Genomic DNA, 18,130 nt, shown 5'->3' on the forward strand with positions numbered 1-18,130 from the left:
CCTGAAACAAGAAAAAGAGAGAATAATTTCAATTGAAATTATTGACTTTTATAGGTTGTGAAAACTACAATGAGATCAATATATTATTCGTGACCTGTTACGACGGAAGCACCCGTAACGAAGGCTTATTGCCTTTGCTACGGGTGCTTTTTTGCGTCCAACAGGGAACCATTAAAGGAGGATAACAACCCAATGAACATCAAAGCAATATTCACGCTGGTTCTCACACTTTTGCTGTTACCACTGACCCCCATTACAGCCTTTGGGGCGCCTGCTATTGAATTCACCCCTTCGGTGAAGGCTGCCTTTGATTTGACAACCGCCACAACCGAGGGCGCAGTCAAAAACAAGCTGAACGGCCTATATGGCGAGCTGTCTGTTCTGAAGCTGCAGGATGACAATCGCGAGAGCAATATCCGGTCCCTGCATTACAATAATGAGCAGTCTCTGACAGCCATACGCCAGCAAATCAAGGAGATTGATCTCACAGCAGTGACCCGATTGGAGGGGGAGACTGCTAAGCTCAAGCAGCGCTACCAACCTTTGTTCGACCAGTACACTGCGCTTAACAACAGGATCGACCTGGCGAAGAAGTTGAAGGATAAAGATCTTAATGCGATTCTGCGAACCCAAGCTGATGCCATGAAGATTACAGTTCAGATCGCCCGTCAGGACATCCGCAACAAAGAAACTCAACTGCGTGCTGCCAAGGACGCTCGTAGCAAGAAGACCACGGCGGTCCGCAAGACCCTAAGCGGGATCGATAGCCCGCAGTCGACGATTAAGGCGCAAAAAAGCGTCGTCTCCGCATTAAACAAGCGGCTAACAGCAGACTGGAGCGATTTCAAGGCCGCCATCCGCAAGCAGAACGCCAGCCTGACTTCACAGTCCCTGTCCTCCATGGCCTCCCAATACCGGCAGCTTGCCGAAGCCAAACAGAAAATCATCGAGTCGGAACAGAAAGTAGCTGCCGTCATTGCTACCGCCAAGACCCAGCTTGCATCCTAAACGGGCAGCTAGAATCAAGTTTATTTCTTAGTCGTCTTTGCCTTGTTGTGAGCACGGCGATACGACATCACCTTACGGTACATTTTTTTATCTTTAAGCTGGTTGAAAATATAGGGATCGGGATTGGTATTCACCTCAATAATCCATGGTGTCATTTTGCGATCAAGACCGACATCCACACCAACCTGCTTAAATCCGGGATATTTCTTATGATAGAATCGCCCGGTATCCCGTCCTAGCTTCTCCAGCCTTCTTATGACATCTACCTGCTGAGCCGCGCCTAGATGCGGGGCCAGCAGTGTCTCAATCGCGGTTGGCTTGCCACCACTGTGATAGTTCGTAACAATCTTGCCTTTTTGGGCCACCCGGCCAATCAGCCCCGTTGTCTCCCATTTCCCCTTCGGGCTGAGCTGGACCATGACCCGCAGATCAAAACGCTTTCCCTTATGCTTTAGCAGTTCGATCCCTTTCTGGATCAAATAACTGCGTCCGCCGGTTGCTTTCTTGAGCGAAAGGTGGAAGGCATCGAAGGATCCGAAGGTACGGATGGTCGTCCCACTCTGGTACTTATAGGTTGTTCCACCCGAACCCCGCTTCTGTTCCACCCTCATGACACCCTTGCCATAAGTACCGTTGACCGGCTTCACATAGACCATGTCGTACTTATGCAGCATGCTCTGCAGGTTTGCTTTGGTAAATCTTTGTGTATCCGGAACCAGCGGCGAAATCTCTGGACTTCGCAGCAACACTTTGGTTTTGATCCATTTGCTCATCAATCCTGTTCTATGCTTCGTTCCCAAGTCAGCCCACTCCCCTGTTCTAAGTCAGAATCATTCGCTCAGACATGATCGCCCTTGTATTGTATGCGGGCATTTTACTGTTCGAATGGGGTAAACGCCTTCTCTCTACTCAATCTGTATCTTTAGCCCAACGGGTTGCATATGGTAAAAGAGCGAGAGGAAGTGAGGACAGGAGGGATGGGACTATGCACATTTGTATCATCGCGCCGGAACAGTTTCCGGTGCCTGGGGGCGGATCGGTGGAAATCTGTATCTGGGCCATAGCCAAGAGACTGGCGGTGAAGCACAAAGTTACCATTGTCAGCCGCAGCATGCCACAGCTACCGGTTACCGAAGAACTGGCCAGTGTCGAGATCGTGCGGTTGCCAGCCGGGAGTCCAGCTAGATACCGCACCTCGGTTCTGAACTATCTTGAAGGCAAACACTTCGATATAGTTCAGGTAGATAACCGCCCGTATCTGCTGGCTGCCGTGAAGCAGAAGCACCCCCGAACGCCTGCTGTGCTCTTCCTCCATTCCCTGACCTTTGTGCCGGCCTCGAACAAGACAGCCTCCCGACTGGCGCGGGCCGATCTCATCGTGGCCAACAGCGCCTCCCTGCAGCGGCGGCTAGCCCGGCGGTTCCCGCGCATAAGACAGAGCATTCGTGTCGTCCCGCTAGGCGCGGACTTGTCTCGATTCGCCCCCGTGTCACAGCCGGAGCGGCTGCGACTGCGGAGGCTCCACAGATTACCTCCGGCCTTCACCGTATTGTTCGTCGGCCGGATCATTCCGCGCAAGGGTGTGCCGGTACTGATCCGGGCAGTCGCCCTCCTGAACCGGCACACCCGCACGCATCTGGTCGTCGCCGGCGGAGGCAAGCCGGCGTACATCCGGCGGCTGAGAGGGCTCGCCCGCCGACTGGGTGTGCCGGTCACCTTTCCCGGCAGTGTCCCCCACGAAGACATCCACGGCTTATACCAGGCCGCGGATGCCTTCGTCTGTCCTTCCCAGCGCCATGAATCCTTCGGCCTGGTGAACGTAGAGGCCATGGCCTCCGGACTACCGGTCGTCGCCTCCAAGAATGGCGGTATCCGGGAAATCATCGTTCCCGGACATAACGGTTATCTTGTAGAGCGCTATACGCAGGCGCTGCCCTTCGCCAGATATTTGCTGCGGCTGGCGCGCAATCCCGCATTAGCCGCCCGAATCGGGGCACAGGGGCGCAGCGATGCGCTGCAGACCTTTGAGTGGCAGCACACCGCGGAGCGGCTAGAGGTGCTGTATCAAAGCCTTTGCAGCGAGGAGTAAGCTATCTGCACATAGAAGCATGCCGACAGTCAGAGGGAGGCTTCATGTTAGCCGCGAACGGCTGAGGCCGAGGGTACCCCGATCGGTATTCCTTGTCGCCAGATGACCGCTCCAATTGCTGGCGAGTGGGTATTGGCTTGCTCCGATAAAGCAAAAAAGCAGCGAAGCCCTCCGGGGGGCATTAAGCCACCTCCGGATTGCATTCACTGCTCCGCTTCTTTCAATTATTCAAGACTTGGGTCAGATCAATTGGATTACGGTAAGAACCAATCCGACAACAAAGCCGCATAATGCCCCGTTGACCCGAATCCACTGAAGATCCTTGCCCACCTTCTCTTCCAGCATATTCACTAGGCTGGCATCGTCCATGCTGTCCAGATTCTCCTTCACCAGCAGACCAATCCGGTAATGGTTGGCCTCTACAAAGGCAATCAGGGAATCGCGGACACGCGTTTCCCAGCTCAGAATCCACTGCTGCTCTCCGCGGATACGGCGGGCGAGCATGGCATACAGTGCGAACAGCTTGCGCCCACCTGTCGCCTGCTCTTCTTCCAGCAGCGCCACAGCCTTGCTGCGCAGCAGCTCAAGTTGAGCCACCAGGAAGCCGTTGGCCGCTGGGCCTTCCACCTGTTCAACCGCCCAAGACTTCAAGGAGGTCAGACGCTTCTCGTCACCTATAAGCTGGAACAATCCCGTACGAATCTCACGGATAACTTCTTCGCGGTAAGGGCTGTCCTCTTCCTGGAAATCCCGTATCCCGGAGATTAACATGCCCTGCAGCATATCGCCGAGCATCTCTTCATCAACGAATCCGACAAAAGCTTGAAAGGCCATGCCCTTGAAGCCGCCCAGCTTGACTTCAGCCAGCTTCTGGCTGGCGAGCTTGCCCAGCATCAGCTTGGTCTCCGGACGCGCGGTCCACGAGGACACGCCCTGCAGCGCAAAGTCGAGTGCGGCCACATCCTTGTTGTCCTTCATCAACTTACTCAAGACAACATCGGCTGCAGTGCCAAGATCAGCCTGACTGAGGTAGCTGGAGACCGCCTTTTGCAGATACGGAACGGCCTTCTCGGCAGGCACCTTCAGCAGGATACTCTTCAATTGCTCCAGCATTTCCTGGCGGGCCTTCTTCCGGCTGAACACCCTGGTCAACAAGCGAGAAGCGATTGTGATAAAGCCGAACTTCCGCAGCTTGTCCTCGATACTCTTCTTATTGAGCAGTTCATTCTCCATCGCGTGGATCAGTGACTGGATGATTTTATCCCGGTTCTTAAGCAGCAGGGAGGTATGGGGAATCTTCAGCCCCATGGGATGGCGGAACAATGCTGTCACTGCGAACCAGTCCGCAATTCCCCCTACCAATCCGGCTTCAAAGCCGCCTCTCAGCAGAATAACAGCCAGGTTCTCCGGCAGAAATAACGTAATCAGAAAGCCGATCGCCATAACGACGAGTGATATTGTAGCTAAATGTCTAGATCTCATAAGGGTCCTCCTTGGGTACAACAGCATAGGCAACCTGCCAGATACCTTGCAGGCTAAAGACCGCCAGCTCAAGCCGCAGGACGGCAAGGGACTGGCGACCTTGTCCGGCCTATCAGTTCACTATCCATTATTGTACCACGATTGGCCCCCATTCTGTACATGTTAGTGTCTATTTGATGAAAATGGAATTTACGTTTTCAGGAAACTAGTGATAAAATATCATTGACACTTTCATCGCCCTTTACAGGGACTACTAACGTTAAAGGAGAGCCAGAATATGCTGATTGCTTTGGATATGGACGGCACCCTGTTGAACGATAACGGCAATATCAGTCCGGGGAACCGCGAAGCTATTGTACAGGCTCAAAATCATGGGGCTATTGTCATTATTGCTACAGGACGTTCGTATATGGATGCAGAAAAGCAGCTCCGGCTGGCCGAGCTGGAATTACCGGTGGTGAGTCTCAACGGCGCTGTAGTCACGCTACAGGACCGAACGCTTGCTGCCAGCAAGCCGCTGCATAAAGAAGATGTGATCCCGGCGCTGCGCTGGATGAGCGAGATCCCTGACTTATATTATGAGGTCTACACAGAAGACAACGTCTACGTAGAGCTGAACAAACGCGTACACTTGGAGAAGCTGTCCACACAAGGCGGTGACGAACTCCCAGAAGAAATGCAATTACTGCTGAAAAGCGTTATCGATCAACAGTTCCGTCAGGCAGCCGTAACCTATGTAGAGAGCATGGAGGAGGTCTGGAGCAAAGAAGAGAGTGTTATTTATAAAACGCTAGCCTTCTCGCTTAACCGCGAGCTGCTGAAAGAGGCTTCTACGAGATTTGCTTCCATTCCTGGCCTGATCATCACTTCTTCCCATGTCAATAATATCGAAATCAACCATAAAGAGGCCAACAAGGGTTCAGGCCTGGCCATTTTGGCCGCCCATTACGGTATTCCGATGGAGCAAACCGTAGTCATGGGCGACAGCTATAACGATCTGCCAATGTTCGAGGCTGCCGGCTACCGTATTGCCATGGCAAATGCCGCACCGCTTCTCAAGGAGAACTGTGACTACATCACAACGACCAACCATGAAGATGGCGTGGCTGCAGGAATTCGGCATGTGATAAATAAAAAATAACGACGCAGCACCAGCATTCGTTACAGAACCTCTTCTACACGATAGGACCGGGCATTCACGCCCGGTCCTTTTTTCCCTCTCGCTTCTTCATTACCCCATACCCTTTCACCTGACGGGCTAAGATTGCTCCGCCCCACTGTTCCAACTGCGAGCTAAACTTACATAATCAGCTTCTTCCGGTCGTCCACCCGTCTCAATCTGAATCAGAATGAGCGAAGTCACCGCCTTGATCGCATGCCCCGCCCCTGCGGGAACCTGCACAATGTCACCAGTGGATAAAGCATGCTCCGCTCCATCCAGTCTATATTTTCCTGTGCCTTCTATTACTGTCCACACTTCAGATATCCTGTGGTGGAGATGATACTCGGTATGCTTGCCAGGATGGATCTGCAGCTTTCGGGTTATGGTCACAGGTCCATCTTCACTGGAGCCATCGTCCAGAATGACAGAGGTTCCCCAGCGCGTCTCCTCGTATCTGGGCACAGAATAACTGCTCCCGAGCGCCGTCTTGATCTCATTAGCCCGGTTCTTGTCCGCAACGAGAATGCCGTCCGGGCTAGCCGCTACAATGGCGCCAGTCAGGCCAATAACATGTACCGGCAGGGACAGCTCATTGACCAGATACGTCTGGTGCGCATCAGGAGAAACGCTACCTTTACCAGTAACCTGGTGTTCCAGATGGGCTGATAAGCTATCCCAGCTCCCCAGATCACTCCAGTTACCGCTGTACGGGATCACTACCGTGTGGCGCGAATGCTCCAGCACTTCGCGGTCGAAGCTCTCCTGAGGGAGCCCGTCGTAGCTCTTCAGCAGCTGGTCATATGCTAGTGGGATTCCCCGTTCAGACAGACTATTCAAGAGAAAAGACAATGAACAGGCGAAGACGCCACAGTTCCACAGCGCTTGCTGCGCAATCAGTGTTCGCGCCGTGGCCGAATCAGGCTTTTCGACGAAGCGGTCTACATGATAATAGCCCTCGCCCGGGCTTCCTGTCTGCGGAACTATATATCCGAACTCCTCGGAGGGAAACCTCGGCACACTCCCGATCAGCGCAATCTCTGCCGCCCCATCTCTAAGCACATCCGGAAAGCTCTGCAGGAGCTGAAAAAAAGACGGCGCAGCATAAGCATCCGCCGGCAGAACTACCACCGTCTCCTGCGGGCTGGCGCCTAGCACGGAATAGAAATAGCTGGCCGCCAGAGCAACGGCGGTAAAGGTGCCCCGCTTCTGCGGCTCGCCAAGCACGGGAATGCCCTCCCCCACATGACTAACGGTAATATCAACCTGCGACGCGTGCGTTACAATACAGCTGGATGCCAGCAGCCCGGCCCGGTCCAGCTCTCTGCACATCCGCTGCAGCATGGATTCCATAACGCCTGTGTCAGAACGCAACAGCTTCAGAAACACCTTAGACCTGATCTCATTGGAGAGCGGCCACAGCCGCTTGCCAGAGCCTCCGGACAGGAGAACGATCCGCACATTGACGCCCCCTTATCTCTGATGTCAGGCAGCCGTCACCTTCAATCAGTGGCGACTGGCCTGCGATGATCGGGAATACCCTTTGCGTTTATGAAAGGACAAGGATCTATAACTCTTGCCCAGCATCGCCTTCTCCGTCTGGGAGACCTCGCCAGCGTTACGGTGCAGACTCTTGTTGCGTGCCTTACGAATCAGCATCCCGCCAGGGCTATTCTGGTACACGTAATTGCCGTAGGTCTCGAATTCCGAAAAAGCAAACTGCTTACTCCGATTCATACTGCGGAGGATAGCCGAATACCAGGGCACGCCGTGCCGGGCTTCGATCTCCTTCTTCATCCGGGAAAGCTTGCTCCGCTCAAAGAGCATATAATGAGTGACGAGCGAAGACGGTGCGCTGGCCTTGCGTCCCATAAGTTTTTTGTACGTGACAAAATACTGCGGCTGGCTCCAGCTTCGGCTGAAAAACACGGTTCGACCGTTCTGACGAAACCGATGCGGGGCAATCAGCACCGTATCAGCATCGATGACCAGAAAGTAATCGGCCTTACAGAGCTTGTCGCCGCCCAGCTTCAGCAGCTGCTGAAACAGCCAGCCAGAACGTTCCCAAGTACGTGAGCGGTAATGTATGTCTTTTTTCGTAATAGGGAGCACTGTATTCTCATCTATAAAAGTACAGCTGTGCTCCCGGCAAAAATGCAGCAGGCGCTCCTTTCGCGGGGCAACAATGAGGATTCGGCCAATGGGGTGCTTAACATGGGTTCTAACAGCTTTCACCACATGTGGTAAGGTCGCCAGATCCTTTTCAATGGCAGGAATCAGCACATCAATCTTGGCCGCTTGTGAGATCCCTGCTTTATTTGGCAGTGACATACGTTCATCTCCAGATTTATCATTTTACTTTTAGGATATGAACGACAGTGGAGGAACGAATGGGCCCCGGCAAAAAGAAGGCTTCTTTCCCAATACAGACTTCAAAGAGGGCAGTCCTCTCTAATTACCAATAAACTCCATATTAAGTGAGGCCAAATTATCGTATAATTCTAGCCACTGGTAAGTGTCTATGAGTAATGTCTCAAATCTGGCTTCACGATAAAATACAATTTCATTCATGAAGATAATGTGAAAGGAGCCTCTTTTCCAACGCGATGAAAGCCCTATTGATTGATGATGAGAAGGCTGCACTAATCCAAATGGAAAGACTAATTAAAGCAGACGGACGGATCGAAGTTATCGGCGCCTTCACGACCGTACGAGAAAGCCTGGAGTATCTCCGTACATGCAAAGTTGATTTTGTCTTTCTAGACATCGGCATGCCGGAGATGAGCGGCCTGGCTGCTGCCGAATATATTTTGCAGCTTGACCCCGACATTCGCATCGTCTACGTCACCGCATACTCCGAATATGCCGTCGAAGCATTCGAGCTAAATGCCCTTGATTACTTGCTCAAGCCTGTCAGCACTGGCCGCTTTGCCAAAACTGTTACACGCATGTTAGATATTTATCGCCGTAAGAACAACACACTGTCTCAGGCTACGCAGACAGAATACGAGCCGTCCATCCTATGCTTTCACCGTCTGGAGCTTCGGGGCGGTACGCCCGGTGTTAAATTGAAATGGCGAACCTCCAAAGCGCAGGAGCTCTTCGCGTTCCTGCTCCATAGCAAAGGACAGTGGGTCAGCAAAAACCTATTGCTAGACACTTTATGGCCAGACTATGCCCCAGACAAAGGATTGACCCATTTGCATACCTCTGTCTATCAGATTCGTAAGCTGCTACGGGAATGGGACGAGGGCGCTGGTATTGAATTTGCACAGGACTGTTATCGGCTGACGCTGGAGGGAATAGTTACCGATGTCGAACTGTTCGTGCAGGAACTGGAGAGGATTCTGAAGGACCCGTCTCCTTCCCCCAATGCTTCATCACACCATTACGACAATGCGCTTCGCCTCTACTCCGGACATTACCTGGAGGAGCACGACTTTTGGTGGGCCAAGCCGCGACAAGAGCAGCTGAGGCAGCAATATATAGAGCTGGTGCTCGCCATCGCTAGGGAAGAAACGACGGCGGGCCATGAGACGCAAGCCATCAAAAGGCTGGTGTCCGCCCGGGATAAGGACCCCTACTCTGAGGAGATTTGCCAGCAACTCCTTCAGGCTTGTGCCAGCCTGAGAGATTACGAGTTGCTGCAAACCTATTATCATTCATTCGCAGAGATGCTGCACAAGGAGCTTGGTAGCGAGCCCGATTCGAAGACAACTGCGCTTTACCAATCTCTTATGCAACACTAGTCCCTACTAAAAGTACGGAGCACGATCCACTTTCTCGTTCTCCGTACTTTGGCTTTGAAAAAATGGAGATCGCTAAAGAATCTCAATCCCCTCAGCGGTTTCCGGATAAAAATGCAAAAACAAGACACCTATCTCTTTCTGAGAAGGTGTCTTGTTTTTGTACATTTTGGCATTATCCAGGCAGCAGTTTGCCTGCATTGAATCCCACAAGCTCAAGTCCTACTATCTTCTCTTCATCGGAATGCGGAAGCTAACCGTTGTTCCCTGCATCGGCACGCTTTCTACTTGCAAACCTTCACCATATAGCATCAACAGCCGGCGATTGATATTTTTCATACCTACTCTACCGCCCTCGCTATCCGATAATGCAAGCGACAACCGTTCCTCTGTTACACCTACACCGTTATCCGTTACTTCAATACGGATATGGTCATCGCTCTGGCTTACCGATACCTTAACCACGCCACCACATTCTTTTTTCATAATGCCATGGTTAATCGCATTCTCCACCAATGGCTGAATACTAAGCGGCGGAATCATTGTGCGAAGGTCTCCCTCCAGATTCAGCTCAACCTGGAGCCGCTCGTTGAATCTCGCCTTCTCCAGCGTCAGATAAGATTGAACCAGCTCCAATTCCTTATCCAGCAAAATCAAGCGATCACGGTTGCGGAAATCAAAGCTGCTGCGCAAATACTGACTAAGCTCAATGAGCAAATCCATAGCCTGATACGGCTCAGTTGGACAAATGGCGATAATAGTATTCAAAGCGTTATATAGAAAATGCGGCTTAATCTGGGCTTGCAGGAAAGCCAGCTCCGATTGAATCGCCGTTCGCACGGATTGACGCAGTTCCAGAAGTGTACGCACCCTTGCTTTTAACTCCCCAGCGTCCACCGGCTTGCTCAAATAATCGTTAATTCCCGCCTCAAAGCCAATCCGGATATCCTCTGGCCGGCTGCGGGCCGTGAGCAACAGCACCGGCAGCTCTGATAGCATAAAACGTTCACGGATGGTCCGGCTAAGCTCCAGTCCTGACATGCCTGGCATCATCCAGTCTGTGATGATGAGATCAAACGACTGAGTCCCAGTCAGAGCTGCCAGTGCATCCTCTCCCCCGCTGAACGCCGTTACCTCATAATGTTCAAGCTCTAGCAAGTTGATCAGCACCTGCAAATTGACTGGATCATCGTCAACGACCATTATCCGGTATTCAGCATCCGCAGCCTCCCGTGCCCGGCTTGACCGCAGCTCCTGCACTTCTACTGACCGAACAGATCCAGAAGCGGAGTCTATCGATTCAACAAGCTTCGTTGGCTTGTCCGAAACGGCCGACACTGGAGACGAGACTGTCTTCGCAGAAGGCAGGTACACAATGAATCGCGAACCTTGACCCGGCACAGATTCCACTCTGATCCGTCCATCGCTTAGCTCGACCAGCTTTTTGGTAATGGAGAGTCCAAGTCCTGTCCCCGCATAGTCGCGATGAACCGCGTCTCCACCCTGATCAAAAGCATCAAAGATCGTCTCCAGCCGCTCCGCTTCAATCCCTATGCCGGTGTCCTCTATAATAATTACGACATCGTCTCCTTCAGCATGTGAGGATAGCGTAATTTGTCCTTTGCTTGTAAACTTCGCAGCATTGCCCAGCAGATTGTACAGGATCTGTCTCAGCCGATCCTCATCGGCATCCAGCAAAGGCAGCTGATCCGGCCACTGCTGCACGAGTTTCACCGGTTTTCTTTTGAGCAGATAAGGAATCACTTCCAGTACGGATTGGGCTACAGAAGGTAGGTCTACAGACCGCCTGTGCAACGTAATCTCCCCGTTCTTTAGCTTGGAAAAATCCAAAATATCATTAATCAGCGAGGAAAGCTGCTTGCCCGTCGCCACAATCATCGCCAGATTCTCGGCCTGTTTCTCGTTATTAGCGTTACCGGCAGCACTCTCCAGCATCGATTCTGCAATATTGATCATGCCGTGCAGCGGCGTACGCAGTTCATGGGATGTATTGGCCATAAACTCGTCTTTGAGCCCATCCAGCGTGAGTAGCTTGCTCGATAGTGCCTCGACTTCTCGGACCGATTCAGCGAATCTTCTGGCAAACATCAATGCTTGCGCAGCAACGAAGATCAACATTTCATAAGGAATGAGGACTTGATCGTCATACATACCTAGAACTTGCATGGTGCTGATGGCTACAATCGCAAAAATACTTTGCATACTCATGATCATATAGAAAGCATCCGCTTTGTGCGTCCGAATCGAATTGGCCATAATGTACATTACAAACAGCAGCATAGAAAAGCCGAGCCCAATCATCTGAAGATCCCATTTAAAAAACGTCTTCATCGGCAGCACCAGCGCTGAAGATACCACAACCGCCATAAGCCAGTGAGCCCCCTGCACAATTCTTTTATGAATCGCCTGGGGATTTAACTCAACCGCAGATAGCAGCAGAAAATAGTAGCCGAGTGTGGAGCAGATAGGCTGTATTTTCATCAAAACCGTGTAAGGCAACGACGGAATAAGCATCGCCAGCAATTTCTCACCATGTGTCATCATATAGAGAATCACAAAGAGGCAAAAAAGCCCCAAATACAGCGTTGATCGCTCTTGTTTGCGTAACCGGTATAAGATCAGAAAGTAGGCAGCAGGTACAAAAAAACCAGCGATCAGTACCCCATCCTTAAAGACGCTGCGCTCTCTTACACCTAAAACATCATCCTGCGCTCCGAACAGAAGCGGATAGATCATTCCACCCGAAGCATATAACGTATTAGATACTTGCACTACAATCTCCGACGTTCCCCCTGATAACGGGAAAAAACTAGCATAAGGAACGTTACCTTGTCGGCCCTCTCTTCCGTCCGAAGAGGGAGAACCGCTTGCCCCAATCTCTACTCCGTTGACAAAAATACGGTTCGCCATTCGGATATTGGCGGTCCGGATGCCGTACATCCCCTCCTGGTGATCATCTAATTGCAGTCTCAGACGATAAGTAGCATACCCAGTAGGCTGCATTATTCCTTGCTCCTCAAGATGACGATTCCAACTTCCCGGAACCTTGATGATGTCCTCATCTGCGGCAGCGGCACGTAGCTCATCAGGCGTCAGCAGCTTATTCCAATAGAATGACCACTCGCCCATCAATTCCACGTTGCCGTCTTTTTTAAAATCCCAGCCTCTTAAATCCAGATAACCTGCCCTTGCATTGAGCTTGGTACCGGCCCCAGCAAGCGAGAATTGAACCAGAAAATATCCCAACAAACTTATGCCCAGCAGCAACAATGCAACTTTATAGACCAAGCCTTTATTCATGCTAGCAAGCTCCCGCACAGTAAAATGAACTATCGATAAATCTTATAATATTGTATCCCAGCACTGCTGAATAAGGTAGAAATATTCTTCTACGGCTTCTAAAATAAAAGATATGTAATTACGGATTTAATTCGAATGTGAAGAGAAGGAGAGTCATATCCTTGAAAGAAAACTTGCACCCCGGCATTGCCACGCTATACGAGAATCGGTTTCTTCGCACGGAGCTGGAATGCGAACGGTTTGACCGTACACTGGAGGGCCTTGCAGGGGATACAGAAGACAGAATCATTCATGAGATTTTCAGGGTGTTCGATGATGAAACAGAGCAAGAGGAGGTCATGTTCAGCCTTGTTCATTTCGTGGAGAGCTACCAGACGGAGATGTATCTGACCCAGCTGCTAGAGTCGCTGCCTGCCATGCTGGAACCGGCCCGGGATTGGGCGATTGTGCTGAATAAAAGAATTTTAAAAGATGACTTCTGCCGGGTCGAATACGCCGATATTGCCGCAGGGATGCCACCACAGGTCAAGCGGGTGCTCTCCTTTTTACTGGAGGAAATCAAAGAAGACCGCCCCAAGTTATTCGAGCGGCATGTGAACGAGATTCTGGGGAGAATCGCCGCTCTGGATAGAGCGGGACACTGACTCAGTGTAAAAGCAGCCCCGCTGCAGAATTCCCCGCTGCTTTTTCGACTTTTGGGAGCGAGCTGCCTTTTCTCAAAAACTCAGTTACAATTCAAAATTCAGGTTCACTGGCTCCAGCGGCAGACCATCTTCCGCAGATTCGTCAGTCGTTGGTGTCTTGGCATCCACAACTTCAAAGCGATATTCGTCACTCCAAGCCTTTCCAGTGCCACTCAACAATATGCCAAATGCAATTCCATGGGCCTCCTGCGGAATATCCAGGACCACCTGATATTGGTTCCAGTCACTGGAACCCTTGATAGGGCGATTCTGCATATTATCGAATTTAAGCATTTCTCCACCTTTGCCATCCACTCTCATCCATAGTCCGGCCCAATCCTCGATGTTCTCCGCTTTGACAAAAGCCGTCAGCTTGAGACGTTGGCCCAAGTAAGCCTGTGCGCTAAACATTTGCATTAGAGTAACAAATCCAGTAGCAACGGAGTGAACTGATTGGAGCAGTGCCGAAGCTTTCCCAGTATGCACCTCCGATTGGTCCACGGACACCTTGTAGCTACCGCTATTTTGACCTGTTACAGTCCAGCCCTGCAACGCCTTATCTGTTGTAAGCATTGTATTTCCTCCTTTAACGAGTTCTCTGGAATAGGTTCGATATTGACCAGGGGTTAGTCGATAATCCTTTTTGAATGCTCGGGTGAAGGCCTCCTGGGATTGAAAACGGTATTCCAAAGCGATATCTAATATCCGTTTATCGCTATAGATCAGCTCGCTCGCCGCTTTCGCCAACCTTCTTCTACGGATATAGCCCGCAACAGTGCTGCCTACCGCCGCAGTGAAGATTCTATAGAAATGCTGTGGCGAGAAGGTAATGTGCCGCGATACCTCGCGCAGCGTCACTGCTTCCGTCAGATTCTCCTCGATATACTCTAGCGATTTCTTCACCGCTCTGGAATGCCCTTTGTCTCTCATGGGTGCGCTCCCTCCTTTGTCTATAAATTATCATATCGAGATTTGGGAGATTTGACTTTTTATCTCAAAATACATGATTTACAGTTTTTCTTTGTGCATCATTCGGAATCAGATGATATATTGTAGATTGTCTGTTTTACGGCATAAGAAGGATTAAACGAAGGTGATTTCATTGAACAAGCTCTTATTTCATAATATCCCCTTGGGCGCTTCCGGGGAACGTATTCCGCAGGCGGCTGTGGCCTCTGCTATGACCAGCAAGGAGCTGGTCAAGTCCGGCGAATCGGATGCAGGTTATTTTCGCAGGCTGGAACAAGGTGGCATTCACCTGAACAAGCCGCAGATCGCGGCTGTTCGGCATCATCTTGGACCGCTGCTGACCTTGGCCGGAGCCGGTTCTGGCAAAACCTCAGTGCTGATCGCCAGAACCGGTTATCTGCTGTCTGTGCGTGGTATTGCCGCAAGCCAGTTGCTGCTGCTGACCTTTTCCAATAAAGCGGCGGCAGAAATGCGTGAGCGCATTGCCCTATTACCAGGTGTGAATGAGAGTGATGTCTCGCGGCTGCAAGCCCGAACCTTTCACTCCTTCTTCCTGTATTTCCTGCGCAGACAGGGACTGCAACAGGAGATCTTTAGCGAAACACGCCGTCAGCATATTCTACTGAAACAAATCATGCGCGAGCTGGGACTACCCAAGGATGCCTATCCGCCAGAAACACTGTTGACCGTGCTGTCAACTTGCAAAATGAACATGGGCACCGTGGAAGATCTGCCGGAGTCCACCATCGCCGAGCAAGAGATGAAGGCCGTCCTGCGTCTCTATGAGCAATGGAAGACTGAGCATTTCAAAATCGATTTCGACGATGTATTGCTAATTGCCTACCAGATGCTGAAGGATCGCCCCCGGCTGCTGAGTGATCTCCAGGAGCGTTTTCATTATGTGATGGTGGACGAGTTCCAGGACACCAACGCTCTGCAATACGAATTGGTTAAAATGATCGCCCAGCCCCGGAACAACCTGATGGTAGTCGGGGACGATGACCAGACAATCTACTCTTTTAACGGTGCCCGCAGCGAGTTCATTCTGGAATTTGAGAAGCTGTATCCTGGGGCCAAGGTCATTACGCTGGATATTAATTACCGCTCCGGCCCGGCCATTGTCGGGCTCGGCAACGGGATTATCCGCCATAACCAGCGGCGACGTTCCAAGACCCTGCAAGCCGCCAAAGGCACCGGCAGCCAGCCGCGTTATCTGCGTCCGCAGACAGCGGATGAGGAAGCGGAGCAGATGGTGGATTTCATCGTCAACGAGGTAGCAGCCGGGCGACGGGAGTACCGTGATTTTGCCATGCTCTACCGGGCTTCCAGCAACAACCGGGCTTTGCTGGAACTATTGCTACTACGCGACATTCCGTATGTCGATTACGGCGAAGGCCAGCTGCTCTATGAGCATTGGCTGATCTCACCGGTGGTTGACCATTTGCGGCTATCGCTGAACCGGCGTAATTTTGCCGCCATCGAGAACATCCTTCCTACCCTGTACATGAACCGGGAGAAGGGAATGGAACATATTCGCCGCATGGAGGCCGTGCAGCCGAAGCAAGGCCCGTTGATCCATCTGCTATCCCTGCCGGGCATGGAGGATTTCAAGGCCGTCAAGCTGCGGGAGCGGCTGGATCTGATCCGCGGGCTGCGGGAACAGATTCCGGTACTAGCAATTCGGCAGATCCGCAAACAATTCTATGATTATTTCATCGAAGCTAATGAACGACATCAAGCTACTCTACACCGGGAGACGCTAAAAGAAATGCTGGATGAACTGGAAGCCTCGGCAGAACGGTTTGACAGCATCCAGACATTCATTGATTTCATAGACAATGTGACTGAACGGAACGAACACAGCCGCCAATCCGGACTCAAGGAACAAGGCGACCGAATTGCGCTGATGACGATTCATAAGTCCAAAGGGCTGGAGTTCCCGGTCGTATTCCTGATCGGAGCCTCTGAAGGCATCCTGCCGCATAGCTCGGCACTGGAGGCCGACCGGCTCAAGGATCGCAAATCCGGGGCCGGGAGCAGTAGCGCCGCTGCCGCAGGATTGGCGCTAGCGGCGCTGGAGGAGGAGCGGCGACTAGCTTATGTCGCCGTGACCCGGGCTCGGGAGGAGCTGTTCATCAGCTCCCCGGCCCGGCACAGGGGCAAAAAAGCGGACGTCTCACGCTTCATGCTGTCCGCTTTTCGCTCGGCGGCTGCCACAGGGTCAGCTGCCGGGTCCACGCGGACGGGCTCCGGGCACCGCAGCGCCGCCGTCGTCACGGCCAAGGCGCTGCCTGCCGCCAGAACTCCGGCCGGCCGGACCCACACCGTGCCGGTGTGGAACTGCACCGGCGCGTCCTGCCCCGGCTGGACACGCATGAAGGCAGGCGGGGCCGAGGACCATCTGGCCTCCAAGCCCTGCCCGCTGTGCAGCACACCAATGGAGAAGAGCACCCGGGTTGTCCCGGTATAGAGGGATACATGTAGATATAGTCTAGTTAGGTAGCTGAGACATTAGGTCAGCTTGAAAGAAAGAGTAAGAAAAAGTAAGAGAAAGTAAGAAAGAATACGAATGAGAACGCGCTTTGGGGGAAGATTAAGCTGTGGCTAGTTTGATAGAGCGGGGTCAATTAGACAAACTTGAGCCCGGAGCGAGGGAAGGCTTATTCTGTTTCTGTTGCGGAGTAGCTAGCATGTGTGATTTGACTCATCCTGTTGCAAAGTAAATAATTTGTCTGGTTGGTCTTGTCCTGCTAGAGAATGCTAGTTTTGTGTGATCGGGCTCATTCTGTTGCGGAGAGCTAGCCTATGTGATTAGACTCTCTGTTGTTAGGTAACTAATTTTGTGTGGTTAAACTCATTCTGCTGACGAGTCGCTAGTCACGCTACCAACAAGTAGCTCGTATATCCCTTGTTATATGAACCAAAGGAAAGTAGCCAAGCTTAACAGGAAAAACTCCCGTTAATCCGGCGATTTTCTTCAATAAACCAGAATTAACTGGAAAAACTCCAGTTAATTCCCCGGGAAGAAGCTAAATCGGGGCTCCATTCAGTATTTAACAGGAGAATTTCCTGTTAAATTATTGTGTTGCTGATCTAGATCTAGAATAACAGGAGTAATTCCTGTTATTCTCCAGAGACCCCGACGCTAGCTTGGCTATCTACTATGCTACTTATCTGCCTACAATAGCCCATACCTGCTATGATCCTTAACCCGTCCGTCCAGATCTCTTGAATCTAAAAAAACGACCCTCACCGGTCGTTTTTTTAGGTCCAGGCCCACAAGAATCCATCGCGGTCCCAAGCGATCCTGCCGCCGTGGAGCTTGCGGAAGGCTTTTTTCACTTCCTTGTCCAGAGAAGCATTCCCATTCTCATTCACAAACACAAATTGCTCGCCGAAATTCGTCTTCACATATTCAATTGCCGCCGTCTGATAAAGGGTTCCTGTGAAGCGAATCTCTTTGACCATCCACTCGGCAACATCCTGCGCAGTTACTTCCACAGTGTACATCTCCTTCCGTAATCCATACTACATGCTCATATACATACTAACACTCATACTCATACTCACACTCATACTCATACTCATACTCATACTCATACTCATACTCATACTCATACTCATACTCATACTCATACTCATACTCATACTCATACTCATACTCATACTCATA

Annotated in this window: 14 protein-coding genes; 6 read left to right on the forward strand and 8 right to left on the reverse strand. The window is 51.4% G+C overall.

Going from position 1 to position 18,130, the window contains the following annotated elements; all coding sequences use genetic code 11:
• The first annotated feature begins 192 nt into the window (after positions 1-192).
• On the forward strand, positions 193-1,008 hold the full coding sequence (locus AC3Y23_RS21945) for a hypothetical protein (protein ID WP_379203011.1): 816 nt from the start codon (positions 193-195) through the stop codon (positions 1,006-1,008).
• A 20-nt stretch (positions 1,009-1,028) separates the two neighbouring features.
• Here the strand turns inward: AC3Y23_RS21945 and AC3Y23_RS21950 are convergent, their stop codons facing one another.
• The gene (locus AC3Y23_RS21950; RefSeq protein WP_379203013.1) at positions 1,029-1,781 is read right to left on the reverse strand and encodes a YheC/YheD family protein; all 753 of its coding nucleotides are present in this window, start codon (positions 1,779-1,781) and stop codon (positions 1,029-1,031) included.
• 212 nt (positions 1,782-1,993) lie between these two features.
• On the opposite strand from AC3Y23_RS21950, the gene AC3Y23_RS21955 reads away from it, so the two are divergent.
• Positions 1,994-3,097, forward strand: a complete 1,104-nt coding sequence (locus AC3Y23_RS21955) for a glycosyltransferase family 4 protein (protein WP_379203016.1) — start codon at positions 1,994-1,996, stop codon at positions 3,095-3,097.
• A gap of 47 nt (positions 3,098-3,144) precedes the next feature.
• Here the strand turns inward: AC3Y23_RS21955 and AC3Y23_RS21960 are convergent, their stop codons facing one another.
• Both AC3Y23_RS21960 and AC3Y23_RS21965 read right to left on the reverse strand, forming a co-directional pair.
• Complete coding sequence (locus AC3Y23_RS21960; protein ID WP_379203018.1) at positions 3,145-3,279, reverse strand: hypothetical protein; 135 nt, start codon at positions 3,277-3,279, stop codon at positions 3,145-3,147.
• A gap of 58 nt (positions 3,280-3,337) precedes the next feature.
• Positions 3,338-4,579, reverse strand: coding sequence for a DUF445 domain-containing protein (locus AC3Y23_RS21965; protein WP_379203020.1), 1,242 nt, complete (start codon positions 4,577-4,579; stop codon positions 3,338-3,340).
• Positions 4,580-4,856: 277 nt separating this feature from the next.
• On the opposite strand from AC3Y23_RS21965, the gene AC3Y23_RS21970 reads away from it, so the two are divergent.
• On the forward strand, positions 4,857-5,720 hold the full coding sequence (locus AC3Y23_RS21970) for a Cof-type HAD-IIB family hydrolase (RefSeq protein WP_379203022.1): 864 nt from the start codon (positions 4,857-4,859) through the stop codon (positions 5,718-5,720).
• 117 nt (positions 5,721-5,837) lie between these two features.
• On the opposite strand, the gene AC3Y23_RS21975 is transcribed toward AC3Y23_RS21970, so the two are convergent.
• Together AC3Y23_RS21975 and AC3Y23_RS21980 are read right to left on the reverse strand one after the other, a co-directional pair.
• The gene (locus AC3Y23_RS21975) at positions 5,838-7,199 is read right to left on the reverse strand and encodes a sugar phosphate nucleotidyltransferase (RefSeq protein ID WP_379203024.1); all 1,362 of its coding nucleotides are present in this window, start codon (positions 7,197-7,199) and stop codon (positions 5,838-5,840) included.
• A gap of 45 nt (positions 7,200-7,244) precedes the next feature.
• The gene (locus AC3Y23_RS21980; RefSeq protein WP_379203026.1) at positions 7,245-8,069 is read right to left on the reverse strand and encodes a DUF6492 family protein; all 825 of its coding nucleotides are present in this window, start codon (positions 8,067-8,069) and stop codon (positions 7,245-7,247) included.
• Positions 8,070-8,344: 275 nt separating this feature from the next.
• Between AC3Y23_RS21980 and AC3Y23_RS21985 the strand changes: the two genes are divergently transcribed.
• Complete coding sequence (locus AC3Y23_RS21985) at positions 8,345-9,487, forward strand: response regulator (RefSeq protein ID WP_379203028.1); 1,143 nt, start codon at positions 8,345-8,347, stop codon at positions 9,485-9,487.
• Between the two features lie 222 nt (positions 9,488-9,709).
• Here AC3Y23_RS21985 and AC3Y23_RS21990 read toward each other — a convergent pair whose 3' ends face one another.
• The gene (locus tag AC3Y23_RS21990; protein ID WP_379203030.1) at positions 9,710-12,805 is read right to left on the reverse strand and encodes a hybrid sensor histidine kinase/response regulator; all 3,096 of its coding nucleotides are present in this window, start codon (positions 12,803-12,805) and stop codon (positions 9,710-9,712) included.
• A gap of 161 nt (positions 12,806-12,966) precedes the next feature.
• Between AC3Y23_RS21990 and AC3Y23_RS21995 the strand changes: the two genes are divergently transcribed.
• On the forward strand, positions 12,967-13,449 hold the full coding sequence (locus AC3Y23_RS21995; RefSeq protein ID WP_379203032.1) for an Imm30 family immunity protein: 483 nt from the start codon (positions 12,967-12,969) through the stop codon (positions 13,447-13,449).
• Positions 13,450-13,533: 84 nt separating this feature from the next.
• On the opposite strand, the gene AC3Y23_RS22000 is transcribed toward AC3Y23_RS21995, so the two are convergent.
• Complete coding sequence (locus AC3Y23_RS22000; RefSeq protein WP_379203034.1) at positions 13,534-14,418, reverse strand: helix-turn-helix transcriptional regulator; 885 nt, start codon at positions 14,416-14,418, stop codon at positions 13,534-13,536.
• Between the two features lie 172 nt (positions 14,419-14,590).
• Here AC3Y23_RS22000 and AC3Y23_RS22005 point away from each other — a divergent pair, with 172 nt between their 5' ends.
• A complete protein-coding gene (locus AC3Y23_RS22005) occupies positions 14,591-16,927 on the forward strand; it encodes a UvrD-helicase domain-containing protein (RefSeq protein ID WP_379203036.1) in 2,337 nt (778 codons plus the stop codon).
• A 794-nt stretch (positions 16,928-17,721) separates the two neighbouring features.
• Here AC3Y23_RS22005 and AC3Y23_RS22010 read toward each other — a convergent pair.
• Positions 17,722-17,958, reverse strand: coding sequence for a DUF6953 family protein (locus AC3Y23_RS22010; RefSeq protein WP_379203038.1), 237 nt, complete (start codon positions 17,956-17,958; stop codon positions 17,722-17,724).
• Positions 17,959-18,130 lie beyond the last annotated feature (172 nt).

It is taken from the genome of Paenibacillus sp. MAHUQ-45 (genome assembly GCF_058133325.1).